This window comes from Kitasatospora sp. NPDC127060 (genome assembly GCF_042724935.1).
In the GTDB taxonomy this organism is placed as follows: Bacteria; Actinomycetota; Actinomycetes; order Streptomycetales; family Streptomycetaceae; genus Kitasatospora.
Genome location: NZ_JBHXEG010000044.1, coordinates 33,967 through 56,608 on the forward strand (window position 1 = coordinate 33,967; position 22,642 = coordinate 56,608).

At 74.3% G+C, this 22,642-nt stretch carries 22 protein-coding genes and 1 tRNA gene; 9 read left to right on the plus strand and 14 right to left on the minus strand.

What is annotated here, in order from left to right; genetic code table 11:
- Positions 1-24 precede the first annotated feature (24 nt).
- On the plus strand, positions 25-1,446 hold the full coding sequence (locus ACFWIS_RS23355) for a PLP-dependent aminotransferase family protein (RefSeq protein ID WP_380460688.1): 1,422 nt from the start codon (positions 25-27) through the stop codon (positions 1,444-1,446).
- Between the two features lie 64 nt (positions 1,447-1,510).
- Here ACFWIS_RS23355 and ACFWIS_RS23360 read toward each other — a convergent pair whose 3' ends face one another.
- The 8 genes from ACFWIS_RS23360 to ACFWIS_RS23395 all read right to left on the minus strand — a co-directional run bounded on the left by ACFWIS_RS23360 (position 1,511) and on the right by ACFWIS_RS23395 (position 11,033).
- Positions 1,511-1,708 (minus strand): DUF6126 family protein, encoded by a 198-nt coding sequence (locus tag ACFWIS_RS23360; protein ID WP_380460686.1) that lies wholly within the window; start codon positions 1,706-1,708, stop codon positions 1,511-1,513.
- A 30-nt stretch (positions 1,709-1,738) separates the two neighbouring features.
- The gene (locus tag ACFWIS_RS23365; RefSeq protein ID WP_380460684.1) at positions 1,739-2,374 is read right to left on the minus strand and encodes a helix-turn-helix domain-containing protein; all 636 of its coding nucleotides are present in this window, start codon (positions 2,372-2,374) and stop codon (positions 1,739-1,741) included.
- Positions 2,375-2,493: 119 nt separating this feature from the next.
- On the minus strand, positions 2,494-4,206 hold the full coding sequence (locus ACFWIS_RS23370) for a pyruvate dehydrogenase (RefSeq protein ID WP_380460709.1): 1,713 nt from the start codon (positions 4,204-4,206) through the stop codon (positions 2,494-2,496).
- A gap of 142 nt (positions 4,207-4,348) precedes the next feature.
- Complete coding sequence (locus tag ACFWIS_RS23375; RefSeq protein ID WP_380460682.1) at positions 4,349-6,754, minus strand: glycoside hydrolase family 65 protein; 2,406 nt, start codon at positions 6,752-6,754, stop codon at positions 4,349-4,351.
- 100 nt (positions 6,755-6,854) lie between these two features.
- On the minus strand, positions 6,855-7,601 hold the full coding sequence (locus ACFWIS_RS23380; protein ID WP_380460680.1) for an HAD family hydrolase: 747 nt from the start codon (positions 7,599-7,601) through the stop codon (positions 6,855-6,857).
- A gap of 89 nt (positions 7,602-7,690) precedes the next feature.
- Positions 7,691-8,491 carry a VOC family protein gene (locus ACFWIS_RS23385; RefSeq protein ID WP_380460678.1) on the minus strand — a complete coding sequence of 267 codons (801 nt, stop codon included), beginning with the start codon at positions 8,489-8,491 and terminating at the stop codon, positions 7,691-7,693.
- 234 nt (positions 8,492-8,725) lie between these two features.
- On the minus strand, positions 8,726-9,175 hold the full coding sequence (locus ACFWIS_RS23390; RefSeq protein ID WP_380460676.1) for an SRPBCC domain-containing protein: 450 nt from the start codon (positions 9,173-9,175) through the stop codon (positions 8,726-8,728).
- Positions 9,176-9,281: 106 nt separating this feature from the next.
- Positions 9,282-11,033: an LCP family protein gene (locus ACFWIS_RS23395; RefSeq protein WP_380460674.1), complete on the minus strand. Its 1,752-nt coding sequence runs from the start codon at positions 11,031-11,033 to the stop codon at positions 9,282-9,284.
- Positions 11,034-11,732: 699 nt separating this feature from the next.
- Here ACFWIS_RS23395 and ACFWIS_RS23400 point away from each other — a divergent pair.
- From ACFWIS_RS23400 to ACFWIS_RS23410, 3 genes are all read left to right on the plus strand, one after another.
- Entirely contained in the window at positions 11,733-12,452 is a 720-nt protein-coding gene (locus ACFWIS_RS23400) for a G1 family glutamic endopeptidase (RefSeq protein WP_380460672.1), read from the plus strand.
- A 116-nt stretch (positions 12,453-12,568) separates the two neighbouring features.
- Positions 12,569-13,144, plus strand: coding sequence for a TetR/AcrR family transcriptional regulator (locus ACFWIS_RS23405; RefSeq protein WP_380460670.1), 576 nt, complete (start codon positions 12,569-12,571; stop codon positions 13,142-13,144).
- Between the two features lie 134 nt (positions 13,145-13,278).
- Positions 13,279-14,763 carry an MFS transporter gene (locus tag ACFWIS_RS23410; RefSeq protein ID WP_380460668.1) on the plus strand — a complete coding sequence of 495 codons (1,485 nt, stop codon included), beginning with the start codon at positions 13,279-13,281 and terminating at the stop codon, positions 14,761-14,763.
- A gap of 200 nt (positions 14,764-14,963) precedes the next feature.
- On the opposite strand, the gene ACFWIS_RS23415 is transcribed toward ACFWIS_RS23410, so the two are convergent.
- From ACFWIS_RS23415 to ACFWIS_RS23425, 3 genes are all read right to left on the minus strand, one after another.
- A complete protein-coding gene (locus ACFWIS_RS23415) occupies positions 14,964-15,473 on the minus strand; it encodes a hypothetical protein (RefSeq protein ID WP_380460666.1) in 510 nt (169 codons plus the stop codon).
- 109 nt (positions 15,474-15,582) lie between these two features.
- Positions 15,583-15,655 (minus strand) — tRNA-Lys (locus ACFWIS_RS23420).
- A gap of 48 nt (positions 15,656-15,703) precedes the next feature.
- On the minus strand, positions 15,704-16,456 hold the full coding sequence (locus tag ACFWIS_RS23425; RefSeq protein ID WP_380460664.1) for a DNA polymerase beta superfamily protein: 753 nt from the start codon (positions 16,454-16,456) through the stop codon (positions 15,704-15,706).
- Between the two features lie 123 nt (positions 16,457-16,579).
- Between ACFWIS_RS23425 and ACFWIS_RS23430 the strand changes: the two genes are divergently transcribed.
- From ACFWIS_RS23430 to ACFWIS_RS23440, 3 genes are all read left to right on the plus strand, one after another.
- Complete coding sequence (locus ACFWIS_RS23430; protein WP_380460662.1) at positions 16,580-17,800, plus strand: DNA glycosylase AlkZ-like family protein; 1,221 nt, start codon at positions 16,580-16,582, stop codon at positions 17,798-17,800.
- Between the two features lie 10 nt (positions 17,801-17,810).
- Entirely contained in the window at positions 17,811-18,572 is a 762-nt protein-coding gene (locus ACFWIS_RS23435) for an SDR family oxidoreductase (RefSeq protein WP_380460660.1), read from the plus strand.
- A gap of 125 nt (positions 18,573-18,697) precedes the next feature.
- Positions 18,698-19,393 carry a tyrosine-protein phosphatase gene (locus tag ACFWIS_RS23440; protein ID WP_380460658.1) on the plus strand — a complete coding sequence of 232 codons (696 nt, stop codon included), beginning with the start codon at positions 18,698-18,700 and terminating at the stop codon, positions 19,391-19,393.
- Positions 19,394-19,415: 22 nt separating this feature from the next.
- Here the strand turns inward: ACFWIS_RS23440 and ACFWIS_RS23445 are convergent, their stop codons facing one another.
- Complete coding sequence (locus ACFWIS_RS23445) at positions 19,416-19,874, minus strand: RICIN domain-containing protein (RefSeq protein ID WP_380460656.1); 459 nt, start codon at positions 19,872-19,874, stop codon at positions 19,416-19,418.
- Entirely contained in the window at positions 19,871-20,110 is a 240-nt protein-coding gene (locus tag ACFWIS_RS23450; RefSeq protein WP_380460654.1) for a hypothetical protein, read from the minus strand. Before ACFWIS_RS23450 ends, ACFWIS_RS23445 begins: the two co-directional genes overlap by 4 nt.
- Between ACFWIS_RS23450 and ACFWIS_RS23455 the strand changes: the two genes are divergently transcribed.
- Positions 20,103-21,197 carry a hypothetical protein gene (locus ACFWIS_RS23455; RefSeq protein ID WP_380460652.1) on the plus strand — a complete coding sequence of 365 codons (1,095 nt, stop codon included), beginning with the start codon at positions 20,103-20,105 and terminating at the stop codon, positions 21,195-21,197. The genes ACFWIS_RS23450 and ACFWIS_RS23455 overlap by 8 nt on opposite strands.
- 114 nt (positions 21,198-21,311) lie before the next feature.
- On the plus strand, positions 21,312-21,647 hold the full coding sequence (locus tag ACFWIS_RS23460) for a hypothetical protein (RefSeq protein WP_380460650.1): 336 nt from the start codon (positions 21,312-21,314) through the stop codon (positions 21,645-21,647).
- 36 nt (positions 21,648-21,683) lie between these two features.
- On the opposite strand, the gene ACFWIS_RS23465 is transcribed toward ACFWIS_RS23460, so the two are convergent.
- The gene (locus ACFWIS_RS23465) at positions 21,684-22,517 is read right to left on the minus strand and encodes a TIGR02452 family protein (RefSeq protein ID WP_380460648.1); all 834 of its coding nucleotides are present in this window, start codon (positions 22,515-22,517) and stop codon (positions 21,684-21,686) included.
- Positions 22,518-22,642 lie beyond the last annotated feature (125 nt).

The window sequence follows — 22,642 nt, forward strand, 5'->3', positions numbered from 1 at the left end:
CACCGGGCACGCGAGAATGGATCCGTGAACGGCTCCTGGACCTCCTTCGGCGGCGACCTGCACCTGGACCTCAGCGAGCGGCGCGCCGCCGGCGCCGGGCTGCGGGCCGCCCTGGAGGACGCCCTGCGCGAGGCCGTCCAGGACGGGCGGCTCGCGCCCGGCACCCGGCTGCCGTCCTCCCGGGCCCTCGGCGAGGACCTCGGCATCGCCCGCAACACCGTGGTCGAGGCGTACGGGCAGCTCGCCGCCGAGGGCTGGCTCAGCTCCCGGCAGGGCTCCGGCACCACCGTCGCCCGGCGGGCCGTGCCCGTGCGCGGCGAACGGCCCGTCCCGGCCCGGGAATTGCTGCGCGCCCCCCGGCACGACCTGCGGTCCGGGCGCCCCGACCTCTCGCTCTTCCCCCGCACCGCCTGGCTGGCCGCCGCCCGCCGCGCCCTCGCCACCGCCCCGCACGAGGCGCTCGGCTACGGCAGCCCGCTCGGCCGGATCGAACTGCGCGAGGCGCTCACCCACTACCTGGCCCGGGTCCGCGGCGTCCGCACCGACCCGGACCACCTGCTCATCTGCGGTGGCGTCCAGCAGGGCCTCGGCCTGCTCTGCGCGGCCCTGCGGGAGCGCGGCGCCCGCTCGCTCGCGGTCGAGGCGTACGGGCTGCCGCCGCAGCACGCCGTGGTGCGGGCCGCCGGGCTGTCCACCGTCCCGCTGCCGCTGGACTGCGAGGGCGCCGTCGTCGACCGGCTCGACGCCCACTGCGGCGCCGCCCTGCTGACCCCCGCCCACCAGTACCCCACCGGCGCACCGCTGTCCGCCGACCGGCGGGCCGCCACGGTGCGGTGGGCGCGCGAACACGACCGGTACGTGGTCGAGGACGACTACGACGGCGAGTTCCGCTACGACCGGCAGCCGCTCGGCGCGATGCAGGCGCTCGACCCGGAACGGGTGGTGTACGCCGGCACCGCCGCCAAGAGCCTCGCCCCGGGCCTGCGACTGGCCTGGCTCGCCCTGCCGGACGCGCTGGTCGAGCCGGTCGCCCGGCTGAAGGCGCTGGCCGACACCATGTCCCCCGTGCTCGACCAGCTGACCCTGGCCGAGCTGATCACCTCGGGGACGTACGACCGCCACGTGCGGCGCTGCCGGCTGCACTACCGGCGCCGGCGCGACCGGCTGGCCGCCGCGGTCGCCGAGCACGCCCCGCGGGTCGAGGTCACCGGCATCGCGGCCGGCCTGCACGCCGTGCTCCAACTCCCGCCCGGGTCCACGCCGGAGGCCGAACTGATCGCCCGCGCCGAGGCCGCCGGCCTGGCCCTCAGCGGTCTCGACTGGCACCGTGCCGACCCGACCGCCGAGGCGGGCGACCCCGCCCTGGTGATCGGCTACGCGACCCCGCCGGAACACGCCTTCCCGGCGGCCCTGGACGCCCTCTGCCGGGTGCTCCGCACGGCGTGACCGGCCCGCCCCGGGGCGGGCCGGGGCGAGCCGGGGCGAGCGCTCGTCAGCCGGGGCGGCCGAACTACTTGTTCCGGCTGCCCAGTTCGAACAGCAGCATGATGAAGCCGGCGAAGGCGTGGATGCCCGCGGTGTAGATGACCAGGCGGAGGTAGACCCGCTTGTTGGCCCACTTCCCGGCGTCCATGGTCTTCGGGCCGGTGGCGGTGTCGGCGGCGCCGGCCGGGACGGCGGTGGCGGCGGGGGTGGTGGGATCGGCCATCGGGATCTCCTCCAAGGGTCTGGCGGCTGGTCAGTGGGTCGGGGCGGGGCCGCCGCCGAGGCAGAGCTCGCCGCCGGGGCTCTGCAACAGGGTGTGGACGAAGAGCAGTTCGACGCCGGTGCCGGATTCGGCGGCGATGCAGTGCGGGGTGAGCGAGTCGTAGTGGGCGGAGTCGCCGGGCGCGAGGTGGTGGACGCGGTCGCCGAGGGTCACCCGCAGCTGCCCGCGCAGGACGTAGATCCACTCCTCGCCGGGGTGGACCCGGACCACGGCGTCCTGGACGCCCGGCGGCACGTGCACCCGCAGGGCCTGCATGGCGCGGCCGGGGGCGCCGGCCCGCCGGTAGCCCCAGCCACCGGCGCGGCCGGGATCGATGGCGCCGCCGCGGACCACCGGGTCGGGTTCGACCATGGCCTCGCCGAGCAGTCCGGAGACGGTGGTGCCGTAGGCGCGGGCGAGGCCGAGCAGGACGGGCAGCGAGGGCTGGCGGCGGCCGGTCTCCAGCCGGGACAGATAGGCTGGGGAGAGGCCGACCCGGCCCGCGGCGACCTCCAGCGTGAGCCGGCTGCTGTGCCGGTGCTCGCGGAGGCGGGCGGCGAGGCCGGCGACCTCCTGGTCGTCGAGCTGGTCGCCGTCGCCGGGGGTGCCGGTGGAGCTGGTGGTCATGGGTCCAGTGGACACCCGGCCTGCCGCAGGGGCAAGAAAGTTGCCTCAGGGGCAAAGCCGCAGGGGTCGAGGCCGACAGAGGCCGAGGCGGCGGCAAAGCCGCCCGCGACAAGGGCCGCTCACGGCCTGGGGACGTTGCGCAGGTTGCTGCGCGCCAGGTCGACCATCCGCCCGACGCCGCCCGACAACACCGTCTTCCCGGCCGCCAGCGCGAAGCCCTTCAGCTGGGCGGCGGTGATCCGCGGCGGGATGGACAGCGCGTTCGGGTCGGTGACCACGTCCACCAGGGCCGGACCGGGCCGCTCCAGCGCCTCCGCCAGCACCTCCCGGACCCTCGCCGGTTCGGCGACCCGCTTGGCCGGGACGCCCATCGCCCGGGCGATGCCGGCGTAGTCCACGTCCCCGTTGTCGATCTCGTACTCCGGGTAGCCGGAGACCAGCATCTCCAGCTTGATCATGCCGAGGGCGCCGTTGTTGAAGACCACCGTCTTCACCGGCAGCCGGTGCTTGGCCACCGTGAGCAGTTCGCCGAGCAGCATGCCGATCCCGCCGTCGCCCGCCATCGCGATCACCTGCCGCCCGGGGCAGGCGAGTTGGGCGCCGATCGCGTGCGGGAGGGCGTTCGCCATGGACCCGTGCAGGAAGGAGCCGATCACCCGGCGGCGGCCGTTCGGCTGGAGGTAGCGGGCGGCCCAGACGTTGTTCATCCCGGTGTCCACGGTGAACACCGCGTCGTCGGCGGCGACGTCGTCCAGCACCGAGGCGACGTACTCGGGGTGGATCGGCAGGTGCTTCTCGATGTCCCGGGTGTAGGCGCCGATGACGTCCTCCAGCGACTTGCAGTGCTTGCGCAGCATGCCGTCCAGGAAGGTCCGGTCGGGCTTGGCGTCCAGCAGCGGCAGCACGGCCCGCAGGGTGGCCGCGACGTCGCCGTGCACGGCCAGTTCCAGCGCGGTGCGGCGGCCCAGCCGGGTGGCGTCGTGGTCGACCTGGACGGTGTGCGCCTGCGGCAGGAAGGAGTCGTACGGGAAGTCGGTGCCGAGCAGCAGCACCAGGTCCGCGGAGTGCAGCGCCTCGTGGCAGGCGCCGTAGCCGAGCAGCCCGCTCATGCCGACGTCGTACGGGCTGTCGAACTGGATCCACTCCTTGCCGCGCAGCGAGTGCCCGATCGGCGCGTTCAGCGCCTCGGCGACGGCCATCACCTCGGCATGCGCCCCGCGCACCCCGGCGCCGCAGAACAGGGTGACCCGGCGGGCCGCGTTGAGCAGCCGGGCCAGCTCCTGCACCTGGGACCAGGGCGGCGCTGCGACGGCCTGCTCGGTGAGGAAGTGGCTGCTGCCGGTCGGCCCGGCGGCCGGCAGGGCGGCGACGTCCCCGGGGAAGGCCAGCACCGAGACGCCGCGCGAGCCGAGCGCGTGCTGGACGCCGACCCGCAGCAGCCGGGGCAGCTGGGCGGGGGTGGAGAGCATCTCGCACCAGTTGCTGCAGTCGGTGAACACCCGCTCGGGGTGGGTCTCCTGGAAGAACCCGGTGCCGATCTGCCCGGACGGGATGTGCGAGGCGAGCGCGAGCACCGGCAGGCCGCTGCGCTGGGCGTCGTACAGGCCCTGGATGAGGTGGGTGTTGCCGGGGCCGCAGGAGCCCGCGCAGACCGCCAGCCGGCCGCTGAGTTCGGCCTCGGCGGCGGCCGCGAAGGCGCCGGCCTCCTCGTTGCGCACGTGCACCCAGCCGATGCCCTCCGCCCGCCGGATCGCGTCGACGACGGGGTTGAGGCTGTCGCCGACCACGCCGTACACCCGCTCCACCCCGGCCTGCCGGAGCACCTCCACCATCTGTTCGGCCACGGTCGCCACGGGGACTTCCCTTCGCTCGCCACAGGACACCTGCAGCCTCCGACGGGTCGGCGCCGGCCGCACACGGGGCCGGGCGAACGAGTGAGCGGGTACGGGGCCGCCGCGGGGCCCGGCGCCGCGGCTACTCCGCGGCCAGGTGGTCGTGCTGGCCGAGCTTGCCGGCCACCAGCCCCGCCTGGGGCTGGCGGCGGGCCGGCTCGCGGCCGGGGGGCTGGGCGCAGCGCTCCTGGGCGGGCGGGGCGGTGGTGGGCACGGTGACCGGGGAGCCGGCCTTGACCTGGACCAGCTCGCCGTCGTGCCGCAGGTGCATCACCTCGCCGCGGCGCAGCGTGTAGGTGGTGCCCCCATGGGTGATCCGGACGCCGAGCAGGTGGCCGCGGACCAGCAGGGAGAAGCTCAGCTTCATCAGCCCGGAGGGCAGCCGGGGCCGGAAGTCGAGGGTCTCGCCGTGGTCGCGCAGGCCGCCGAAGCCGGCCACCAGGGCGACGCAGGCGCCGGCCAGGGAGGCCATGTGGAGGCCGTCGCGGGTGTTGCCGCCGAGGTCGTGGAGGTCCATCAGGGCGGCTTCGGCGGTGTAGTCGTACGCGAGGTCGAGCTGGCCGACCTCGGCGGCCATGACGGCCTGGGTGCAGGCGGAGAGCGAGGAGTCGCGGACGGTCAGGCGCTCGTAGTAGGCGAAGTTGCGGGCCTTCTGCTCGTCGGTGAAGGCGTCGCCGCGGACCTGCATGGCGAGCACCAGGTCGGCCTGCTTGACGACCTGCTTGCGGTACAGGTCGAAGTACGGGTAGTGCAGCAGCAGCGGGTAGTTCTCCGGCGGGGTGTTCTCGAAGTCCCAGACCTGGTGGTGGGTGAAGCCGTCGGCCTGCGGGTGGACGCCGAGGTCCTCGTCGTAGGGCACGTACATGGCGGTGGCGGCGTCCCGCCAGGCCGCGGTCTCCTCGGTGTCGACGCCGAGTTCGGCGGCCTCGCGGGGGTGCCGGACGGCGGCCTCGGCGGCGGCGCGCAGGTTCGTCTGCGCCATCAGGTTGGTGTAGACGTTGTTGTCGGCGACGGCGCTGTACTCGTCGGGGCCGGTGACGCCCTCGATGCGGAACTTCCCGGCGGTGTCGTGGTGGCCGAGCGAGCGCCACATCCGGGCGGTCTCGACGAGCAGTTCCAGGCCGTACGCGCGCTCGAAGTCCTCGTCCCCGGTGGCCCGGACGTAGCGGGCGACGGCGGTGGCGATGTCGGCGCCGATGTGGAAGGCCGCGGTGCCGGCCGGCCAGTACCCGGAGCACTCCTCGCCGCGGATCGTCCGCCAGGGGAACACCGCGCCGGCCAGGCCGAGTTGGGCCGCCCGTTCGCGGGCGAGCGGCAGGGTGGTGTGCCGCCAGCGCAGGGCCTGGTTGACGGCCCCGGGCAGGCAGTAGGTGAGCACCGGCAGGACGAAGGTCTCGGTGTCCCAGAAGCTGTGCCCGTCGTAGCCGGGGCCGGTCAACCCCTTGGCGGGGATGGCGCGTTCCTCGCTGCGGGCGCCGGCCTGCAGGACGTGGAAGACGGCGAACCGGACGGCCTGCTGGAGTTCGACGTCGCCCTCGATCTCGACGTCGCTGGTCTCCCAGAACTCCTTGAGGAATTCGGCCTGTTCGTCGACCAGGCCGTCCCAGCCGGTGTACCGGGCGGCGGTCAGCGCGGCCTCGACCTGGTCCCGGACGGCGGGCAGCGAGCGGGTGGCGGACCAGCCGTAGGACATGAACTTGACCAGCCGCAGCCGCTGTCCGGGCTCCAGCACGGTGGTGACGCTGATCCGGCAGTGGTCGGCCTCGGCCTCGGCGACGGTGTCCAGCCGCTCCGGTCCCTCGATGAGGTGGTCCATCCCGGCGGCGACCCGGATGCCGCTGAAGCGGGTGCGGTGCACCAGGACGGCCTTGGTGCCGCTCGCGTGGTGCGCTTCCGGCTGCAGCGGCGCTTCGAGGACGGCGGCCGCGCGCGGGTCGCCCTCGGGGCCGCCGGGCAGCTGCTCGTTGGCGACCAGCTCGGACTGGAGCACGATCCGCACCGGCCCGTCCACCGCCTCGACGCTGTACGCCACCGCGGCGATGGCGCGCTGGGTCAGCGAGACAAGCCGGGAGGAGCGCACCCGGATGGTCCGCCCTGCCGGGGAGGTCCACTCGCACTCGCGGTGCAGCAGGCCCTCGCGGAAGTCCAACCAGCGGGTGTGGTTGACCAGTTCGCCGTAGCGCAGGTCGAAGGGCTCGTCGTCCACCAGCAGCCGGATGATCTTGCCGTTGGTGACGTTGATGACGCTCTGGCTGGACTCCGGGTAGCCGTAGCCGCCCTCGCCGTAGGGCAGCGGGCGCAGTTCGAAGACCCCGTTGAGGTAGGTGCCGGGCAGCCCGTGCGGCTCGCCCTCGTCCAGGTTGGCACGCAGCCCGATGTGGCCGTTGGAGAGCGCGAGGACGGACTCGGCGCGGGCCATCGAGGCCGGGTCGACGCCGTGTTCGGTGATCTGCCAGGGGTCGATGGTGAAGTTGTCCGCAGGACTCATGCGCCCACCTCGCTGCGCTCGGTAGGGGCATTCGCCCACACGCGCCCCTCGATGATTCTCCCCCAGCCTTCGGCCGGGGGGACCCCCGTGCTCCGCTCGCTCATGCGCCCTCCCCCAGTAGCTCGGAGAGGTCGTCGACGACCACGGTGGCGCCGTCGCGGCGCAGTTCGGCGGCCTGCCCGGTGCGGTTGACCCCGACCACCGCGCCGAAGCCGCCGGCCCGGCCGGAGGCGACCCCGGCGAGCGCGTCCTCGAAGACGGCGGCGTGCGCGGGTTCGACGCCCAGCTCGCGGGCGGCGTACAGGTAGGTGTCCGGGGCGGGCTTGCCGGGCAGGGACCGCTGCTTGGCGACCACGCCGTCCACGATCACGTCGAAGAGGTCCAGGATGCCCGCCGAGCGCAGCACGTCCCGGCAGTTGGCGCTGGAGGAGACCACCGCCCGGGGCAGCCCGAGCGCGCGCAGCCGGTGCACGTAGGCGACCGAGCCGTCGTACGGCGCGACGCCCCGCTCGTGGATCAGCCGCAGCACGGTGTCGTTCTTGGCCCGGCTGACGCCCTGCACGGTGCGGGCGTTCGGCGGATCCTCCTCGGCGCCCTCGGGCAGGTCGATGCCCCGGCTCTGCAGGAAGGCCCGGGTGCCGTCCAGGCGCGGGCGGCCGTCCACGTAGGTGTCGTAGTCGGTGACGGCGTCAAAGGGGACGAACTGCCCGCCGGTGCGGGCCGCTTCGGCACGCAGGAAGGCGTCGAAGGTGTCCTTCCAGGCCGCGGCGTGCACCGTGGCGGTCTGGGTGAGGACCCCGTCGAGGTCGAAGAGGAAAGCGCGGATGTCGTCCGGTAGCCCCAGCATGGGTGCAGTCTGCCCCGGGAACGCGGGGGATGCCGCCCATTCCCGGCGGCGCGTCGCGGGAAGGGCGGCTTCCGGTTGCCGCCGCCGGATCAGGGCGAGTCGGGCATCTGCGCCTCGGGCGACTGGATCACCGCGAAGACCGCGCCCTGCGGGTCGTTGACCACGGCCATCCGGCCGGCCTGCATGTCGAACGGCGGCTGGATCACCGAGCCGCCGGCCTTGACCAGGGCGTCCACCACCGAGTCGGCGTCGTCCACCAGGAAGTACGTCATCCAGTGTGACGGCGTGCCCGGCGCGAGGTACTTCGGGATCTCCTGGAGGCCGCCCACCGTACGGTCGCCGACGTTCAACGAGAAGTAGCCGTCCATGCCCTGGATGGTGGCCGGGCGCAGCCCGAGGGCCGGCTGGTAGAAGCGGCCGGCGGCCGCGGTGTCGGCGGTGTTGAGCTCGTTCCAGACCAGCGCGCCGGGCTCGTTGACCACGCCCGCGCCGATGAAGTCCATCGCCTGCCAGACGCCGAACACCGCGCCGGTCGGGTCAGCGGCGACCAGCATCCGGCCGATCGTGCCGACGTCCATCGGGTCGTAGAGGACCGTGCCGCCGGCCCCGACGATGGCGGCCCGGGCCGCGTCGGCGTCGTCCGAGGCCAGGTAGGTGGTCCAGGCGACCGGCGGCAGCGGCTGGCCCTCGGGCGCGGACTGCGCCATGATCCCGGCGACCGGGCGGCCGTTGAGGGTGCACACGGCGTAACCGCCGAACTCGGCCGGGCCGACCTCGCCCTGCCAGCCGAACAGGTCGCGGTAGAAGTCGAGCGCGGCCTGCTGGTCGCTCGCCATCAGGTCGATCCAGCACGGGGTGCCGGGCTGGTACGGATCGGTCACTACGGGCATCGCTGGGCCTCCCGGAGGCGGTGGTGGCCGGCTGTCGGTCGTGGGGCTGCTGTCGTGGGGCTGGAGTCGTGGGCTGCTGGACTTGTGGGACTGCTTGTCGTGGGGCCGCTGATCGCCGGGTCGTGGCCGTCGGAGGGCGGGGCCCGGTGCGACGGCGCCATACCGCCCACCTTCGGTCCGCCGCCGCGTTCCCGCCACCGGACGGCGCCCTGGCGGGCGACCGGTCGCCGCGCGTCACTCCTCGTCGTGGCGCAGCGTGGTGACGAAGTACGGCTGCGCCTTGCCGCTCTGCGCGTAGTCCTTGAGCCGGACCAGCAGTTCGGCCCAGGTGCCGGCCACCATCGGGACGCCTTCCTCGCTGCCCGGCTGCCAGCCGCCGTGCCGGAACAGCAGCCGGGTGCGCTCAGGGGCGTCGGGCTGGTCGGAGAGGTCCCAGCTGATCCAGGTGCCGGCCCAGTGCGGCGGGAACGCCCCGGCGTTGGCCCACAGCACCCGGTCCAGGTCGGCCCGCTCCCGGCGCAGCCGGAACGGCTCGGGCACCCCGGGGAAGTCGAACAGCAGCACCTCGCCCTCGCGGTCCACCCCGGTGGTCCACCAGCTGGTCAGCCCGCCGTGCGTGTTGAGCGCGTCGAGCACGGCGGCACGGGGTGCGGCGATGTCGATCTGCATGGCGATCTCGGGCATGGGGTCCGCCTTTCGGTGACCGGTGGGCCGTCCCCTCCACGGCCACGATGGCACGACCCCGGGGCGTACGCGCTCCGGGGTCGTGCGGTCGGTCGGGCGGGTGCGGTCAGCCGCCGCTGCCGTAGGTGGTGTTCGCGCAGATGTCGTCGTCCGCCGAGCGGGCGTCGTTGGTGACGGTGGTGGGCAGCGGCTGCGCGGGCGTCTGGGCGCCGGGGGTGGAGCCCGCGGTGGGCGCGCCGACCCCCATGCCGTTGGCCGCGGCGAAGTCCTGGCCGACGATCACCGAGATGCCGCGCGAGCTGCCCGGTTCCAGGCTGGCGCCCGGGAACAGCGCGGCGACCTTCTCGGCGTTCGCCTTCTGGCTGGAGCTGTACTCGATGGTGGTGGTCTTGTACTTGGTGCTCGCCGCCTGGCCCGCCGTGCTGGCCGAGAACTTGGCGCCCTTGAGCAGCTCGGTCCCCTTGCCGGCCAGGCCGTTGGCGAGGGTGCCGTTGTAGACGGCGACCTTGATCGAGGCGTTGGAGGCGTCCCCGGCCGCCGCAGCGGTCGTGCTGGGCGCGGCCTGCTGCCCGCCGGCGCTCGGGCTGGCAGTGGCGTCCGGCTGCTGGCCGGTGGCGTTCTGGCCGTCGATGGTCTGGTCGGCCTTGAGGGCGTCCCAGAGCTTGTTGGCGTCCGGCTGGACGAGGTCGATGTTGGCGTCCTGGGTGCGGTAACGCCAGGGCGCCGTCACGAACTTGAGGTCGTGCATGTCGATGTTCTTCAGCGACAGGCCGAAGGAGAGCAGCTTGTCCGCGGAGTCCAGTCCCGGGTCGACGGTCAGCGACTTGGTCGCCGCGTCGGCCAGCGGCAGCAGGTTGGTGGGGCTCAGCCCGTCCTTCTTCATCTTGGTGGCGAGCGAGCTCATGAACGCCTGCTGGCGCTTCATCCGGCCGATGTCGGAGCCGTCGCCGATGCCGTGCCGCAGCCGTACGTAGTCCAGCGCCTGCTGGCCTTCGACGGTCTGCTTGCCCTGCGGGAGGACGAGGTTGCCCTTCTTGTGCAGGTTGGGGTTGATGTCGCCCTCGTAGATCGGCTTCGGCAGGCAGATGTCCACGCCGTTGACGGCCTTGGTCATCGAGGAGAAGCCGTTGAAGTCGACCACGATGGTGTGGTCGACCCGGATGCCGGTGACCTTCTCCACCGTGTTCTGGGTGCAGGCCGGGTTTCCGCCGTCGCTGCCGCCGGTCGAGAAGGCGGCGTTGAACAGGTCGTTGCCGCCCTTGGTCCACTTTCCGTTGGGCAGCTTGCAGGACGGGATCGGCACGATCGTGTTGCGCGGGATCGAGATGCCGACGGCGTGCTTGTGGTCGGCGTAGACGTGCAACAGGATCGTGGTGTCCGAGCGGGCGCCACCGTCCTCGCCGCCGCCGAGGTCGGAGTTGCTGCCGCCCCGGCTGTCGGAGCCGATCAGCAGCACGTTGACCGGCTTGTTGCCGTCCGCGTCGGCCTTGGCCTCGGGCGGGCGGTCGGTGGCTATCGCGTCGGCGTCGAAGGACTTGATGTTGGCGTTCAGCTTGTAGTAGATCGCGCCGCCGGCGCCCGCGATCAGCACCAGCACGCCGGCCGCCGACCAGGCGACGATCTTCTTCACGTTCTTCTTGGGCTTGGCGCCGCGCCGCGCCGCCGCCCGTCCGCCTGAGGCGCCGGGGGCGCCGGATCCACCCTCGCCCCGGTTCCCGCCCTTGGACTGGGCGGCACGGCGGGCCTCGGCCCGGCCTCCGGAGCGCGGGGCGGGCACGCCGCCCGCCGCCCCTTCCGCCGGGACTGCCTCGGGCGCGCCCTCGCCCTGAGCCGGGCTCTCGCCCCTGCGACCTGCCATGCGCGTACCTTTCACCGACGGAAGCGACGCCCCGGACGATCTGGCGCACCGCACAGAGGAAGACGGCCCCAACCGCTCCCTGGTTGTACGTACGAAGGTCAGTACAGAATGACCATCGTGGCTTCCGATCATATTGAGACCAAAGGTGATCACTGACCTCCGGTACACCAACGACCTCATCGACACCGGGGACATCTCGCCACGGACCGTCTGAAAACGCCTGATTCGGACAGGCGGTGACCGGCCCGTCCAGGGCGCCGGCGGCGAGGGGTGGCGCCCCGGAGGTGACGCCCGTCTCGTCGGCCCGGCCCGGCCCGACTCCCGGGCGCCGGCGGCCATCACCCCACAGCGGGACGCGAACCGGCCGCCCGCGTCCTCAGCGCCCTGCCGCGCCCGGCGCACCCCGCCGCACCCTGCCGCAGTCGTCGCACGGGCTTCCCGGTGGCACACCGGAGCGGATCCGGCGGAACCGGTTCGACGTCAATCTGCCGTCCCTGCAGACGATTTGGCGGCAATTGCACCCGCCGGTGCAGTCAAGTCGCCCACCTGACACGGCAATGCCTTGGCCAACCTTCCCCCTGGACCTCTTGCCCCGCTCATGACAGCCCGGTCATCCTGTACTGCCACCCGCCAACGTCCGCCCCCACGGCTCGGGTTGGCGTATGGACCTCCTGTTCGTCCCCTCACGAAGGAGCCAGCATGCGCAGATTCCTGATACGCGTCGCCACTCTCGCGGCAGCGGCCACGACCCTGGCCGCCCCCGCCGCGCCGACCACCGCGGCGGCCGCACAGGGACTGTCCTTCCGCCCCCTGCAGTACAACACCAACGGCTACAACTGGGGTGGCTACGCAGCCACGGGCAGCGGCTTCAGCTCGGTCGCGGCGTCCTGGACCGAGCCGGACGCGGTCTGCAACTCCACCAACGACCTGTACGCTCCCTGGGTCGGCATCGACGGCTACGGCTCGTCGAGCGTGGAGCAGACCGGGGTGGCGACCGACTGCTCCAGCGGCAGCCCGGTGAACCAGGCCTGGTACGAGATGTACCCGGCGGCCCCCGTGTACCTGAGCCTCAGCTCGTACCCGGTGTCGGCCGGGGACCACATCTCCGCCTCGGTGACCTACGCGGGCAGCAGCCGGTACACCCTCAAGCTGACCGACTCCACGCGGGGCTGGACGTACACCACGACCAAGTCCACCTCCGCGCAGCGGACCAGCGCCGAGGTGATCATCGAGTCGCCGACCGGGGCCTACCCCGACTTCGGGACGCTCAACTTCACTTCGGCCACGGTCAACGGCAAGTCGCTCGGCTCCACCAACCCGGTCGCCCTGGACCCCAGCTCCAACGGCACCTACGAGGCCACCACCGGCGGGCTCGGCTCCAACGGCACCAGCTTCTCCGAGACCTTCCTGCAGGAGTAGCCACCCCGGCGGGGCCAGCTCCCCGCGCGAAGCGGCTCGCCCTCTGCCCGCAGGGGGCGAGCCGTTCTCGGCCAGAGTTTTTGACAAGGCGGCCAATAACTGACACGATCCCACCCATGGCACGCCCGAGGAAGTTCGACACCGAGGCCGCGATCGACGCGGCCATGAACACCTTCTGGACCAAGGGGTACACCGCGACCTCGACCGACGACCTGGCCGAGAGCACCGGCATGCTGCGCGGCAGCCTGTACAACGCCTTCGGCGGCAAGCGGCAGCTGTTCGAGCTGGCACTGCGCCGCTACCGCGAGAGCGGCGCCGCCGGAGCCAACCCCGCACCGGGCGACCTGCCGCCGCTGGAGCGCGTCCGCCGACTGCTGCTGACCGGGGTGGACCAGGCCGCGGCCGACCACCGGGGCTGCCTCGCGGTCAACACCGTCACCGAACTCGCCGTCCGCGAGCCGGAGTTGGCCCAGCAGGCCCGGCAGGCGTTCGTCCCGCTGGAGAACGCGCTGACCGCCGCCGTCGAGGACGGCCGGCTCCGCGGCGAGATCCGCGCCGACCGCGCCCCCAGGGTGCTCGCCCGCCAGACGATGGCCGGCTTCCACGGGCTGCTGCTGCAGGCCAAGGCGGGCTTCGAACCGGAGTCCCTGCACGCGGTCGTCGACGCGATCGTGGACGACCTGCGCGCCTGAACCCCCGGGCGCCCGCCCCCTCGCTCCCCCGGGCCCGGCCGCACCTCGCCCGCACCCGGGTCCTTCGCGCCCGAGTTTTTGGCAGTCCAACCAATAATTTCACCGGCAACCATTCCCACCGGAGGCCACGCCCCATGCCCCGCCCCCAGCTCCGCCCACCGCTGCTCCCCGTCATCCTGGCGGCCTTCTTCATGTACGGCTTCGACGGCAACGTCGTGAACGTCGCCCTGCCCGCCATCCGCGCCGACCTCGGCGCCGGCCAGGCCGCCCTGGAACTGGTCGTCGCCGGCTACGTGTTCAGCTACGCCACCGGGCTCGTCCTCGGCGGCCGGCTCGGCGACATCCTCGGCCACCGGCGGATGTTCCTCGGCGGCATGGCCGCCTTCACCCTCGCCTCGGTGCTGTGCGGACTCGCCCAGTCCCCTGCCCAACTGGTGCTCGCCCGGCTGCTCCAGGGCCTCACCGCCGCCGCGATGGTCCCCCAGGTGCTCGCCCTGATCACCACCGTCGTCCCCGCCGAGGGCCGGCCGCGCGCGCTCGCCTGGTTCGGGGTCACCGGCGGACTCAGCGGCGTCTGCGGCCAGTTGCTCGGCGGCATCCTGCTCGACGGCGACCTCCTCGGCCTCGGCTGGCGCGCCGTCTTCCTGGTCAACCTGCCGGTCGGCCTGGTCGTCCTCGCCGTCGCCACCGCCGTCCTGCCCCGCACCGGCAGCGGCCGCCGCCCCGCCCTGGACGGCATCGGCGTCCTCGCGATCGCCGGCTCGCTGGCCCTCGCCCTCGTCCCCCTGGTCCTCGGCCGGGAGGCCGGCTGGCCGCTCTGGGCCTGGGCGATGCTCGCCGCCGCCGTCCCCGCCGCACTGGCCGCGCTGCGCTGGGAGCGCCGGCTCGCCACCCGCGGCGGACAGCCGCTGCTCGACCCCGAGCTGCTCCGCGGCCGGGTCTTCCGCACCGGGCTCGCCGTCAACGCCGCCTTCATGGCCTTCTTCGCCGGATTCGTGTTCGTGATCAGCCTGACCGTCCAGACCGGCTTCGGCTACAGCCCGCTGCGCTCCGGCCTGGTCTTCACGCCCATGGCCGTCCTCGCCATGGCCGGCTCCCTGACCGGCAAGCGCCTGCTCCCCCGCCACGGGCTGCGCGTCCCGGTCGTCGGCGGGGCGATCACCGCCCTCAGCCTGCTGCTCACCGCCCTCGCCCTGCAGACCACCGGCGCCCGGCACGCCCTGCCCGTCCTGCTGGCCACCATGGGCCTGATGGGCATCGGCAACGGCCTGGTGCTGCCCTCCCTGATCGGCGCACCGATGGCCGGCATCGCCCCCGAGCGGGCCGGTACGGCCTCCGGGACCCTCTCCACCACCCAGCAGTTCGCCGCCGTCACCGGCGTGGCCGTCATCGGCGGCGGCTACTTCGCCGTCCTCGACCACCACGACCCGGCCACCGCGGCGGCCGTCGCGGTCTGGCTCGCCCTGGCCGCCGTCCTCGCCATGATCGGCCTCACCCTCCGCCTCTCCCAGGCCACCACCGCCCCCGCAGCCGCTCCGGCTCCGGCCCCGGCCCCGGCGACCACCGAGGCCCCGGCCACCCCGGCCCCTGCGGCCACCCGGGGCCCGGTCCGGCCGTGACCCTCCGGGGTCAGCCGGCCCGCCGGACCCCGACGCCGCCGACCAGCGAGTACGAGCGGACCTTCACCACCGGTCCGCCGACCGGGGCCGTGATCACCGGTGCCCGGGCACGGAACGGCCCGGGCCCCGGCCGGTGGCTGAACCACCGACCGGGACCCGGGCCGTCGAAGCGTTCCAAGGGGAAGTACGAGCAGGGGGGGTCAGGCGTCGGCGCCCGTCTTGGCGTCGTGCGCGGCGAAGAACTCGTCGGCGATCGCACGGGTGCGCGGCAGCTCGGCGACCGGCTCGCCGATCACCCGGCCCGCCAGCTCGCCGGCCAGCCGGACCACGTCCTCCCGCAGCGCGGCCTCGGCCAGCACCCGGTCCGCCGCCAGCTGCACCTGCGCCTCCGCGAGCATCCCGTCCCGCAGCTGCTGCCCCTCGGCCCGCAGCCGCGCGATCAGCGCCGCCCCCTCCTCGGTGGCCGTCTGCCGGATCTCCGCCGCCTCGTGCCGCGCCGCGGTGAGCTCCGTCTGGAACTCCTCGTACACCCGCAGGGCCTCCGCCCGCACCGCCTCGGCCCGCTCGACACCCCCCTCGGTGGCGTCCCGGCGTTCCGCCAGCAGCTTCTCGATCCGCGGCAGCACCACCACTCCGAGGATCCCGAAGATCAGGAAGAAGCAGACGAGTCCGACCACGAGTTCTGCAAGATCAGGCTGCAAAGGTCCCATGACACCAAGATAGTTGAGCCCTTGTCACTCACCTCCGCCGCCCCCGGACACGACGATGGGCGCCCTCCCCGACGGGGAGAACGCCCTGGTCCTGAACGGATCGTTCGTGTGGGCCGCCAGGGGCTCGAACCCTGAACCTACGGATTAAAAGTCCGCAGCTCTGCCAATTGAGCTAGCGGCCCGCGGCCCTCCGTGCGGGGTGGTCCCGAGTGGGGAGGGCCACGGTGATCCTACCCGGTGGGCCCCAGGGCTCCGCCAGTGGATTGGATGGGCGCGCCGGGGGCGGGGGGTGGGGCTTGCGGCGGGCTGTAGTGGGCGGCGCGGACGCGGCGGAGCCAGGCCTCGGCGGGGCGGGGGTCGGGGGTGTCGGGCAGGACGCCGGGGCGGGCGAGCCGGTCGGCGGCGTCGGCGATCAGGCGCTCGGCGGCGGCGGGGCGGTCGGCGATGCGTTCGCCTAGGTCGCGGACGCGCTCCGGGTCGGGCAGCCGGATCAGGTTGCGGCCGGTGCGGTGCAGCCGGACGGCCTGCTCGACCAGCCGGACGAGGTGCCGGGCGTGCTTGGCGGCCCGGCGGCGGGTGGCCGGCTCGCTGGTGTCGCGAGTCAGCAGCTTGCGGAACTGCTGGTCCGCGTAACCGAGATAGGCCTTGCGGACGGCCGGTGCGCTGAGGAAGCTCGACCGGATCCCGACCAGCTCGCGACCGAGCGGGGTGGTGGTCTCGTACAGGTCCTCGGGCAGCCAGACCAGTTCGGAGGCGGTCGGGTTGCACGACAGCGCCAGCCGGCACCACTTGGCGGCCTCGTGCAGGGTGACGTCCGGCTCGGCGGTGACGTGCGACTCGGCCGGGCGGTGCAGGCCGTGCAACTCCTCGGTGGGGACGGCGAACAGGCCCAGCCGGTCGAGGTCGGAGCCGGCGTGGGCGAAGCCGTAGGCGGTGGAGCCGACGATGCCGGAGAGCAGCACGGTGCCGGGTGCGGCGGGCATGCGTTCTCCTCTCGATCACCAGTGGCGGCGGGACCGCGGCGGGTACCGCATCATCTCCGGAGCGGGCCGCGCCGGGCGAGCGATTTCCGGTCCGGGGCCCACCCGGGCGCCGATACTGGGCGCATGGAGCACAGCCACGGGATCGACACCGAGAAGCTGCGGGCCTGGTGGTCGCACCGGCAGTGGCTGGACCGCCCGCACCCCGGGGCGTCCGCCGCCGAGGTGCTGGCCGCCACCGGCTGGGCCCGCTCGGTCGGCGGCGCGGCCCCGTACCTGGGCCTGTTCGCCCGGGCCGGGCTGGGCCGGGCGGCGGTGGACGCGGCGGTGGCTGGGCTGGAGGTGCACGAGCTGCCGTCCGCGCGCGGCTGCACCTACGTGCTGCCCGCCGCCGACTTCGCGCTCGGCCTGGCGGCGGGCGCGGCCGCCCCGGAGGGTGAACTGGCCGCCGCGGCGAAGCACCTGGGCGTCGGCCGGGACGAGGTGGAGCAGCTCTGTCTGGCCATCGAGCGGGCGCTGTCCGGCGGTGGGCCACTGGACCCGACCACCATCCGGGAGGCGGTCGGCGACGCCGTCCGGCCGCTCGGCGAGGCCGGCAAGAAGCGCGGCCTGTCGACCACCCTGCCGCTCGCCCTCGGGCTGCTCCAGTCCCGCGGCCGGATCCGCCGGGTGCCGGTCAACGGCCGCCTGGACCAACAGCGTTACGGCTACGTCGGCTGGGACCAGCCGGTCGCGGGGGACGCCGTCGACCTCGCCCGCCGCTACTTCTCCTGGGCCGGTCCGGCCACCCTCGGGCACTTCCGCTGGTTCTCCGGCTTCTCCGCGGCCACCGCCCGCCGGGCCGTCACCGAGCTCGGCGCCGCCCCGCTCGCCCCCGGCTCGGACCTCCTGATGCCACCCGAACTCGCCGACGATTTCGCCGAGTTCGAGGCACCGGCCGAGCCGCACTACACCCTGCTGGCCGGCATCGACGGCATCCACCTGCTGCACCGCGACCTGTCCCGGCTGCTCGACCCGGCCGACGCCGCCCGCCCGCTGCCGGCCGGCCGGGCCGGGCGCACCTTCGGAAGCGAGGCCGACCCGCAGACCCACCTGGTGCTGGACCGCGGCCGGATCGTCGGCCTGTGGGAGTACGACACCGGTCGGGCCGAGATCGTCCACCAGCCCTTCGTCCCGCCGGACGACGCGCTGCGCGCGGCGGTGGCCCGCACCGAGGCGTTCGTCCGGGACGAACTGGGCGACGCCCGCGGCTTCGGCCTCGACTCGCCGAAGAGCCGCGCACCGAAGGTCGCCGCGCTGCGCCGGGCCGCCGCGCAGGGGCAGCGGCCCGGACAGCGGGCCGGGTAGCGTACTCGGCATGTCGACCTCCAGCACCGACGAAGTCCTGATCGTCACCGGCGCCGGCCGCGGCATCGGCGCCGCCATCGCCCTGCTGGCCGCCCGCCGCGGCCACCGGGTCTGCGTCAACTACCGTACGGACGAAGCCTCGGCCACCGCCGTCGTGGACGCCGTCCGGGCCGACGGCGGCACCGCGATCGCCGTCCGGGCGGACGTCAGCCGCAGCGCCGAGGTGGAGCGGCTGTTCGCCACCGTGGACGCCGAACTCGGGCCGCTCACCGGGCTGGTGAACAACGCGGGCACGCTGGAGCGGCAGTGCCGGCTGGAGGAGATCGACGAGGACCGGCTGAACCGGATCTGGGCCGCCAACATCACCGGCCCGTTCCTGTGCGCGGCCCAGGCCGTCCGCCGGATGTCCACCCGGCACGGCGGGCGCGGCGGCGCGATCGTCAACGTCGGCTCGGCCGCCTCCCGGATCGGCTCGCCGAACGAGTACGTCGACTACGCGGCCGCCAAGGGCGCGGTGGACTCGATGACCCGCGGGCTCGCCCTGGAGGTGGCGGCCGAGGGGATCCGGGTCAACTGCGTCCGCCCGGGCCTGATCCGGACCGGCATCCACGCGCTCGGCGGCGAGCCGGGCCGGGTCGACCGGGTCGCGCCGAACCTGCCGATGGGGCGCGGCGGGGAGCCGGAGGAGGTCGCCGAGGCGGTGCTGTTCCTGCTGTCCCCGGCCGCCTCGTACACGACGGGGGCGTTCCTGGAGGTCTCCGGCGGGCGCTGAGGCCTCCGGTGGGCGGCCGGGCCCCGGCGGGCGCCGAGGACTCCTGCCGGGGGCGGCGGGGCTTCAACGGACAGCCCCTCCGGCTTCCTTCCCCCCGGCCCGTCCGCACCCCTACGGTGGACGCCATGACCGATGCCTTCATCGACATCCCCGGTGTGCGCAACTTCCGTGACGCGGGCGGGATCGGCGCCCTGCGCCGGGGCGTCCTGTACCGCTCCGGCTCCCTCCACACGCTCACCGAGGAGGGCGCCCGGAAGCTCAAGGACCTCGGCCTGCGCACGGTGATCGACCTGCGCAGCCCGTTCGAGCTGGAGGTCTGGCCGGACCAGCGGCACGGCCTCGACCACGAGTCCCTCAACCTGCCGACCCTGCCCGCCGACCGCGGCGACCTCGACCGGCCCTGGCCCGAGGGGCAGGCCGAGCTCTACACCTTCATGCCGGAGACCGCCGGGCCCTCGCTCGCCGCGGTGATCCGCCGGCTCGCCGCCCCGGACGCGCTGCCGGTGATCGTGCACTGCGCGGTCGGCAAGGACCGCACCGGCCTCACCGTCGCCGTCCTGCAGTCCCTGCTGGGCGCCTCGGACGCGGACATCACGGCCGACTTCCTGCGCTCCAACACCGGCCTCGGCCTGGACGACGGCCCGATCCCGTACATCGACGAGACCGGCAGCGAGCGGATCTCCCGCCCGATCAGCGCCGAACTCATCGCCTCCTCCCTCGGCTGGATCCGCACCCACCACGGCACCGTCCCCGCCTACCTCCACTCCCACGGCGTCACCGAGGCCGAACTGGCCGCCCTCCGGGCCAACCTCTCGGCCTAGGAACCGCCCGGGAGCCGCCCGGCTAGGGCTGCCGCTCGAAGCGCCACCACTGGGTGGGCGAGTCGGTGTCCTCCCACTGCTGGACGCCCGCGTCCGGGGCCTGCGTCGCGGTGAGCGGCTTGCCGCTGATGAAGCTGGTGACGGTGTACGTCCCCGGGGCGTCGACGTGGGCCTCCAGCAGCCATTCCTGGGCGCCGAAGGCGTTGGCGGACCACTGCTGGATCGGGACGCCGTCCTCCGGGGAGGCACCGGTGACGTCGAGGCGCTTGCCGCTGCCGGCGTTCTCGATGTGGAAGAGGGCGCCGCCGGGGTGGACGGCGGCGAGCCGCCAGAGCTGGGCGTCGGTGCCGTCGTCCGCGCCCAGGCGGATCCGGGCGCCGCTGCGCCGGGAGGCCTCGGCGACCTCCAGCAGCAGGCCGCTGCCGACGTTGCGGATCCGGTAGCGGCCGTCGGTGATCGCCCTGCTCGCGTCGTCAGTCACGCCGGGAGTCTCCCATCCGGGACCGACAGCAGGCCTCGTGGCCGCAGGCCGAAGAAGCGCCGGACGGCGGTGTTGACCACCAGGTACAGGGTGATGCCGCCGGACGGCGCGACGGCCTGCGGCGCGGTGATGGCGGCGGCCGGGTCGGCGGCGCCCGTACTCCTGCGGACCGTGCCCCGGCGGACCGTGCCCCAACGGACCACGCCCCGGCGAACTATGCTGCGGCGAATGTCCACCCAGAACACCTCGCCGAACCGTCAGCAGCCCGCCCTCCTCGAAGCGGTGGCCGAACTGGAGGCGGTGGTCGCGGCCGGCGACGACGAGGGCTTCGGCTCCGCGCTGGGCCTGGTCGGCGGGCTTTTCGGCCCGGCCGAACCGGCCGAGCGGCGGGCGGCCGGGCCCCGGCTGGCCGCGCTGCTGCCGGACGCGCCGCCGTTCCCCCGGGCGCACCTGGCGATGGTGGTGGGCGCCTGCGTGGAGTCCGGTGCCGATCCGGTGGCCTGCGCCGGGCCGGTGCTGGCCGGGCTGCGCGGGGCGCTGACCGGCGCCCAGCGGCTGGTCGAGCACTGGGCGCGGACCGGCGGCGGGCCGCTGCCCGACCAGGAGGCGGACGATCCGGCCGAGGCGCACGCCCGGATCGAGAGCCCGGAGCACCTCGACGCCCGGCACGCCCACCTGGCCGTGGTCGCCTGGTGGACGCTGCACCTGTGGCAGCAGGCCGCCTGGGCGGTGTACGCCCACCCGCCGGTCCGGGCCGAGGCCCGCGCCTCGGGCGTCACCGGAGTGCTGCTGGAGCTGTTCGACCGGTACGAGGGCGAGCGGCACGACTTCAAGGGCCTGAGGCACCTGGCGCTGGTGCTCGACGACGAGCCGCTGCTGGTCCTGGACCGCCCCACCGGCACCGGCTACCTGCTGCGGATGAGCGGCCTGAGCGACACCTTCCAACTGCACACCCTGCTCGCCGACGTCCTGATCGGCGGCGGCCACCTGCCCGGCGCCCCGCAGGACCCGGAGGTGGTGGCGCTGGCCCGGACGGAGTTCCTGGAGGGCCGCCGGCTGATCGCCACCGGGGCCTTCAACCTGGTCGCGCCGGACGGCTCCTGGCTCTGGAACGAGGGCACGCCCAGCGACGTCCCGGTGCTGGACGGCGTGCGCACCCTGGTGCTGGAACCGCTGCCGTACGAGCGCAGTTGGTCGGCCGGGCGGTTCATCCAGGAGCTCCCGGGCGACCTGCGGCTGGAGCGGGTGCTGGACCCGGCGGAAGCGGCGCAGCGGCTGGGCCGGACGGTGCCGGGGATGTCGACCGTTTCGGCCTTCGGATAGTGGGCCCCCGGGTACGGCCCCGGGTACGGGCCCCTGGATCCCCGCCCCGTTCGCCGGGTTAGGGTCGGAAGCCGGAACGCGAACCCCTGCGCGTGGAGACGAGTGGAGTCGACGATGGCGAAGGTCCCGAACGCACTCGCGGCCGCCGCGCCCGCCGCGCTGACCGCGGCGAGCGGTCTGGTCGGCGGTTACGGTGTCGCCCGCTGGACCGGCCGGCGCGAACTGGGCGGCGCGGTGCTGGCGGTGGCCGGTGCCGGGGCGGCCACGCAGTGGCGCCGCAGTTCGGGCCCGGCCGCCGCGGCGGCGCTGACCGGCCTGTACGTGGCGGCCTTCGGCGGTTCGCACCCGCTGGCGAAGCGGATCGGCGCCTGGCCGTCCGTCTTCGCCGTCACCGGGGTGGTCGCGGCGGCCTCCACCGCCGCGACGGTGCTGTCCGCCCGCAAGCGCTAGGGTCCGCCGGACAGGCCCCAGGCCCGCCCCCGCCGTTCAGGACGGGACGACCGCCGCGCCGAACCGCGCCTCGAAGGCGGCCCGGTTGGCCGAGACCGGTGAGCGGTCCCAGACCGCGAACACCACCTGCTCGAACGCGCCCCCGTACCGGGCCAGCGCGCCCTCGAAGGCCTCGGCGACCTGGGCCGGGTCGTTGCGGAACACCCCGCAGCCCCAGGCGCCGAGCACCAGGGCCCGGACGTCGTGCCGGGCCGCCGCGGCGAGCACCCGGACGGCCCGCTCGGCGAGCACGCCCCGGACGTCCGCACCGGCCGAACGCCGTTCCAGCTGACCGGCGTTGGGGGCGGGCGAGGTCAGGAAGGTGACCGGGTACGGCCGGGCCAGCAGCTCGCCCCGGCGGCCCCGGATCACCGGCACCGCGGGCGAGACGATCACCCGGTGGCTGTACCGCAGGTCCGCCGAGGCCCGGTGCGCCTCGTAGTAGTCCGGCGCCTCCACCAGACAGCTGTACAGCAGCGCGCTGCGGCACAGGTCCTCCTCCTGGGCGCGGGCGCCGCGCAGGTACCCGCCGCCGGGGTTGCGCGCGGAGGCGAAGTTCAGCACCCCGACCGGCCCGGCGCCGGCCTCGACCAGCCGCCCGGCGGCCTCCATGCTCCCCTCGGCCGTCACCTCGACCAGGCCGGTCAGCACTCCCCGGCCCCCTTCGGCCAGCAGCGCCTCCAGGCCGCCCGGTGTGTACGACACCGTGCCGGCCCGCGCCGCCGCCAACTGCTCCCCCACCCGCACGGTTTCACCCCCGGCCGTCCGGTAGCTCCCCCGCTCGGCGATCTCCTCGTTCACCCGTGCCACGTCATGCAGTCTGCTGCTCATGTCCGGGACGCTACGGGACTACCCTCATCGCGCGCCACAGGTTATTCTCACCTCCAGAACAACACCTCGGGGGGCGAGCAGCAGCGAGGTGTTCGGGGGATACGGGGGAACGCGAAAGGCCCGCT